Raw genomic sequence first — 6,091 nt, forward strand, 5'->3', positions numbered from 1 at the left:
GCTGTCGCCCACGAGGCCTCCTCGGCGTGCGCGATGAGAGATGCGTACAGCTTCCTTGGGAATTATCCTACACAGGTCTGTCTGATGCGTAGAGGATCGTTCCCGAGCCATGCGTGAGCCGCCGAGGGGCACGGTCGGTGCGCAGCTGGTGTGACGACTGGCGCCTGCCCTGGCGTCGTCGAATGAAGACGGCTGTCGATGGATGTTCTTGCCGAATACGTGCCCAGGTTTCGGGGTGTGGAGGCGAAGAACCTGGTCAGAGGCTTGCGTGAGCAGGCCCGTAAATCCGTCGCGAAAGCTACCCAGCTTCGAATCCTGGACCTGCCACACCAGCAGCACAAACAACCCCCTACCAGCGGTAACTCTGGTAGGGGGTTGTTGTTCTGACGCTGTCGCAGGTCCAGCTGTACTCGGCTGATCACGGCCCTCCACGGGCAGCTTTGCCAAATGCCTGTCCAAGTTTCGGGCGCGCGGCACAGTTCAAGCCGGTGCAGACAGCCGATCACGGCGCTTCATGATCTTGGACGGCCCCCGCCAAGCTACGTGCCGCCCTGGCGCGTTGGACCGGGCCTCGTGAAGGCGTGCCGACGTGGGTGCGTTTCTTCTTGAGGGACGAGAAACCCCAGGTCATCGCCTCGCACCTACGGCAGGGAGGGGCTTGCGGGATCACGCTGGCATCCAAGGGCCGGTGCGTCCGTACGGGCCAGCAGCGAGGTCCCTCCAGAAGAAACGACGCACCCGTCACCGAACCATTTCAACCGCTTTCCGCGCGCGATCGCGTCGCGTCACGCGAAGGCGCGTCCAAGGTCGACGCCGGTGAACTGCGCTGGCGCGACGTTCGTGGTCGCATACAGGTAGACCGCGACGCGGTAGACGCTGGTCAGGCAGGACAGTACGAGTCCGCAGAGCCCGAACCAGAGCGCGCAGACGGCCACGGCGAGCAGCATCGCCGTCACGTTCTCCGAACCGAAGCCGAAGAACAGTACGGGAGCTGCCGGGATCGCGAGCAGCAGCAGGATCCCGCCCAGGCGCAATGTGCCGGTGGCCTCCTCGCGCCAGGCGCTGCGTAGAAGCTCGGCCGCGCGCCGCGTGCCCCGGAGCGGGCCGACGCCCTCAAAGACGACGACGGGAAGGGCGAAGAAGCTGAGGGCGGACCACGAGATGCCGAGGATGGCGGTCACCATCGGCACTCGGCGATCGAGCGCGCGGACGAGCAGGCCGACCGTGCTGCTCACCACCGACCAGGCAAGGATGGATGGCAACACGCGCGATGCGCAGCGCAGTGCGCCGCCGACGTTCGGCTGTCCGCCCTGCATGCCCTGGCCGACGGCGATCAGGAGCGCCGCATTCACGTACGCGCTGACAGCCGTCAGAGCGAGATAGCACAGCACGCCCAATCCGTACCCTGCAATGCCCAGATGGGTGGGCCCGGCTGGAAACCCATGCCTCATCGCCACGTACGGAGCGACGAACGCGGCGAGCACGACCGCTTCGGCCGTGAACGCCATCACAGGGAACGCGATCAACCGCTTGTTGCCGATCAGCACCCGAAACGAGGCCCTGAGTAGAGTCGAGGTTGTGCTCATCGGTGCTTCTATCCCCTTACCGCGCACGCCGGCCGCGGCCGCGCCGTGCCGAACCATACAGGACTGCGCTGTGCCCGGGAGCGTCTTGAGTACGCGGGTGGTGCGTCAGGACGGCGGGCGGAGCAGCCCAGGTTGCGGATTGCTGCTCGCCTCGGGAGGTTGCGCGCAAAGCGGATCCTTCGTCTTCTCCGGCTGCGACCACGGCTCGGCGGCTCGGCGGCTCGGAGCCGATCGTCTTCGGCCGCTGTGGCAAGCAGTTCGCACAGGGTGTCCGACACGTCCAGTACGAACGCGCTCTCGGCATCTGGCGAGGACAGACCGATGAATGTCGGCGACCGGTGAAGACTGACCCCCGGCCGCGGTCGTTCGCACTGGTGCAGCCAGAAGAAGCTGTGCTCGACCACACAACGCTCGGTGTCGCCGCGGTCGCGTCGAACCCGGGCGACCCGGCCGCACGCGCGAGCCGGCGCTTCACCAGGGGCGCTCCCGGGTCAGCTTGAGTTTCTTCTGCAGGGCGGTGCTTGCTGCGCGGATATCGGGCTCTGCGACGCCGTACCGGACGGCGGCCTCGGCGTAGGTCGTGCCCGCCGCCTGCGACCAGTAGCCGGCCAGGCGGTGGAGCGAGGCCGCGAGAACACGCGGGTCGTGCCGGGTGAGATGCTCGTCGAGGTCTTCCAGGCGCCAGAGCGAACAGAGCGCGCGCAGGGTCAGTTGCAGACCATGGGTGCGCGGCACGACCTTCCACAGCTGTTCGGCCACGGGGTCCAGGACGAGGCTCGGTTTCGGCGGTGTCCGGTCCGCCTGGCCGGGCCCTGCGAAGCGCAGCATCCCCAACCGGTAGATGTCCGCGAAAGGCATGAGTTCGATGACCCGGAGCGGTTCGTCGTTCGCCCAGGTGAGCAGGAACTCCCGGCCGCCGGCCCGGGTTTCGAGGGCTCCCGCGAAGGCGCGGCGTCCGCGCCACGTGTTGTACGGTGCGCCGGAGACTCCCGTCGGGCGGTCGCCCGGGGACAGTTCCAGGCAGACCAGCAGACCGCCCGGACCGTACAGGCGGACCGCCGCCGCTGCGGGGGAGTGTGGCTCGCAAAGGCTTTCCACCGTCTTCCGATCGCCGTCCGAGACCGCCTGCCAGAGTTTGAACGAGGTCTGGTTCGGGTCCGCGGAACGCCGGTGACGGGTGGTCGTACCGGCATCGGCGGATCGTGTCCTGGGAGGTTTCGCGGTGGGCGCGGCTTTCGGGGGAACGGTCGGCGCGGACTTTCTTGCCGATTGCGCCGGTTGCGCAGCGGATGGCACGGGCCGCGCCGGCTTCGGCGCCGGCGACCTGGGCGCCGCGCGTTGGGCGGGCAGCGTGCTCGTGCTCGTGCTCGTATTCGCGTTGGCGTTCGTCGTTGGGGCGGTGGCACCCGGTGTGGCAGGGGGCGGTTTGAGGCAGGACTCGCAGCCGAACCCGGTCTTCGCAAGGACGAGCGGGGCGGTGGAGGAACAGGACGGGCATCGCAGCCCGGCGTACTCGCCGGCGGCGGTGAGGTAGTCGAGCCGCAGCGCGTGGCGGCGATCACCGCGGCGCGCCTCGGCGGGCAGACGAACCGCCGGCACCCGCACCGCGATTGCGCGGAACGGCCGCACATCGTGCCCCGGCGCGTATTTCTCGCCGATTTCCGCCAAGCGCCGTTCGCGCTCTGCTTCGGTCGCCTCGATCCGGGCGAGGTAGGCGGCCGTCTTCTCCTCGGCCACCGCGTCTGCGCGCTGTCGCAGGGTCATGAGTTGTGCCGCGTAGTAGTCCTCGGCCCGCTGCGTTTCCTCAGCGCACGCTTTGCGCGCGGCGGCGGACAGTTCCGCGCGCCGCCGCAACGCGGCCTGGTCGATCAGCTCGCGGGCCGCGGCGAGCGCGGCGGCCAACTGCCCCGGGCCGAGGGCCAGGCCGCTGCCGCCGCCGGACGGCAGCGGCTGGCCGGTCGTCAGACGCTGCGCGGCCACAGCGGACAGGGGCAGCCGGCTGTCCACGTCGATCCAGTATTCGACCTGCTCCTGGTAGTGCTCGTCCGCGGAGAGCGTGTACGTCACCAGCGCGCCGATCCGCAGAACCGTGCGGAAGGAAGGGGTCGGCGAGCCGGTGGCGAAGATGCGTCCGTGGTCGATCGGGAACTGGTCGCGGGCGCGTTCGAGGAGGGTTTCGGCGTCCGGGGGCCGGCGCCGGGTGTCGTCGAGAGCGAGGACGCCGACGTCGCCCGCGGCCAGCACGCGGTCGGCCGCGGCGGTCAGCGCGGGATGCCCGGGGCCGAGCAGCACGGCGGCACCCTCGCGCGCGATGTCGGGGTCGCCGGTCACGTGAACGAGTTCGTCGAAACCCGATTCCTCGCGCACCGGCTCGGGCAGTACGGCCAGATACGTCTCGCCGTCGGCCTCGGCGAGGCCGCCGCGCGCGGTGACGTAGCGCAGCCAGAAGGCCAGCCCGGGATCGATGCGACCGCTCATTCCCGCTCCGCTCCGTCGGCGATGTTGTCGAGCGAGTCGCGGGTGCGCAGGTAGGCTCCGCGCGCCGCGGCCATCCGCTCGCCGATCTCGTCCATCCTGGCCTCGAACTGCGCGTCGTCCCGGGACGCGGCGAACGCGTCGAAGACGCTCGCCTCGAAGTCGAACTCCTCGTCCACCCGGCCGAGGATCATGTCGAGTTCGCCGACGACCAGCTCGAACATGTTGATCTTGGCCTCGAGTACGTGCAGGATTCGCTGCTCGATCGTGCCGCGCGAGACCAGGTTGGTCAGAAGGACGTCGCGGGTCTGCCCGACGCGGTGCAGCCGGCCGAGCCGCTGCTCGATCTGCATCGGGTTCCACGGCAGGTCCACATTCACCATGACGTGGCAGAACTGCAGGTTTCGTCCCTCCCCGGCGGATTCGGTGGAAAGCAGCACCGGGGTCTGCGGGTCATCGCGGAAGGCGGCGATCGTGGCCTCCTTCGCGGCGCGGGAAAGCGAGCCATGATAGACGGCCGCGCGTAACCCGGCGTCCGCCACCCGTGGGACGAGCCGGTCGAGAGTCTGCCGGAACGCCGTGAACACCAGGACTTTCTCGCCCTGCCGCGCGTGCCGCAGCAGCAGGGCGATGAGCTCGTCGGCCTTGGCGGGCCAGTCGATCGCCCCGGCCTGCTCGGCCAGGTCCGTCCAGCCCAGCTTGCGCAGCGTGGGCGCGGCGGCGGACGGCAGCGAGCCGGCGAGCCGGGCCGCTGTGCGCAGGCTCATCAGGCTCTGCGAGCCCTTGCGCCGGACGCCGGCGTCTTCGCCGTGCGTGACGGCCCTGATCTTCCCGGCCAGGTCCGCGTAGAAGCGAGCTTCCTCGTTGCCGGGGGTGACCAGGACGGTCTCGGCGATTCGGGGCGGCAGCCGCAGCGCGACCTCGCTGCGCCGGTGGCGAACCATCACCTCGCGCGTCTTGGCGCGCAGTCCCGCCGCGTCGCGCACCGATGCAGCGTCGCCCGAGCCGTGCGCGGCGCGGAACTGGGCGGCGGTGCCGAGCAGGCCGGGCGCGGCGAGGCTGAGCAGTTCGTGCAGGTCGTCCAGTTTGTTCTCGACAGGCGTGGCGGTGAGCAGCAGCAGGTACCGCGAGGTCAGTTGCCGGGCGAGTTTGCCCGAGGCGCTGCGCGGATTACGCAGCCGGTGCGCCTCGTCGCCGACCACCGCGTCCCACGGCTCGGCGGTCAGCAGGGAACGCAACGGGTCGCGCCGCGCCGCGGCCAGCGAGGCGACCACGATCGGAAGGTCGGAACCGAGCCCCTGCGCCGTGAACGCCGCGGTGTCAGCGGTCGGCAGCGCGAATTTGCGTTCGAGTTCCTCGCGCCACTGTTCCACCAGCCCCGCGGGAGTGATCACGAGCGTCCGATCGGCCAGGCCGCGCATACGCAGTTCACTGAGAATCAGTCCCGCCTCGATCGTCTTTCCCAGCCCCACCTCGTCGGCCAGCACCGCGCGTCCGCGCATCCGGCGCAGCACGATGGTGGCGGTCTGCCGCTGGTAGTCGAAGGGTTCGAAGGCGAGCCGGTCGAGCGAGAGCAGGGTGTCGAAGCCGGGGCGGCGCCATACCTCGACCGCGTCGTCGACCAGGGCGCTCACCGCGGCATCCGCGGCTTCGGCGGCGGTGAGCCGGTCGAGCAGGGTCTGCCAGGCCGCCGGAAGCGCGATGGCGGGCGATGCCGGCGCCTCTGCTTGCGCGGTGGCCGGGGCGATCGCGGCCGCGGTGTCAGTGGGCATGGAGACGGTGACCGATCAGTGGGTGGTGGGCAGTGACACGAGTCCAGATTAGCCGCGCCCTGACGCCGCGTGGACGATTCCGCCGAGCCCGCAGGCGGCGCGGGAGGGCGTGCGGACGGCGCCGGGCCGCGGAAAGCGCAGGTTGCGCCCTACCGGCTGTCGGATGACGCGCCGGTGGTACGCGGTGCGGAAAGTCCGTGGTTGTGGTCCTGCCACTCCGGACCGTCGCCGGGATCGTCGCCCAGACCGCCTCGGACC

Annotated in this window: 3 protein-coding genes; all 3 read right to left on the reverse strand. The window is 70.1% G+C overall.

The genetic code is table 11. The features are described from left to right. Positions 1-785: 785 nt before the first annotated feature. Entirely contained in the window at positions 786-1,547 is a 762-nt protein-coding gene (locus KGA66_RS27605; protein ID WP_211472285.1) for a DUF6159 family protein, read from the reverse strand. 510 nt (positions 1,548-2,057) lie between these two features. Then, complete coding sequence (locus KGA66_RS27610; RefSeq protein WP_211472287.1) at positions 2,058-4,064, reverse strand: hypothetical protein; 2,007 nt, start codon at positions 4,062-4,064, stop codon at positions 2,058-2,060. After that, complete coding sequence (locus KGA66_RS27615) at positions 4,061-5,833, reverse strand: DEAD/DEAH box helicase (protein WP_211472288.1); 1,773 nt, start codon at positions 5,831-5,833, stop codon at positions 4,061-4,063. Before KGA66_RS27615 ends, KGA66_RS27610 begins: the two co-directional genes overlap by 4 nt. Positions 5,834-6,091: the final 258 nt, after the last annotated feature.

This window comes from Actinocrinis puniceicyclus, assembly GCF_018283645.1.
In the GTDB taxonomy this organism is placed as follows: Bacteria; Actinomycetota; Actinomycetes; order Streptomycetales; family Catenulisporaceae; genus Actinocrinis; species Actinocrinis puniceicyclus.

What these genes read in the sequence shown, in the direction of transcription:
- KGA66_RS27610 (WP_211472287.1), bottom strand. Translation starts at nt 4,064, where the DNA reads ATGAGCGGTCGCATCGATCCCGGGCTGGCCTTCTGGCTGCGCTACGTC.
- KGA66_RS27615 (WP_211472288.1), bottom strand. Translation starts at nt 5,833, where the DNA reads ATGCCCACTGACACCGCGGCCGCGATCGCCCCGGCCACCGCGCAAGCA.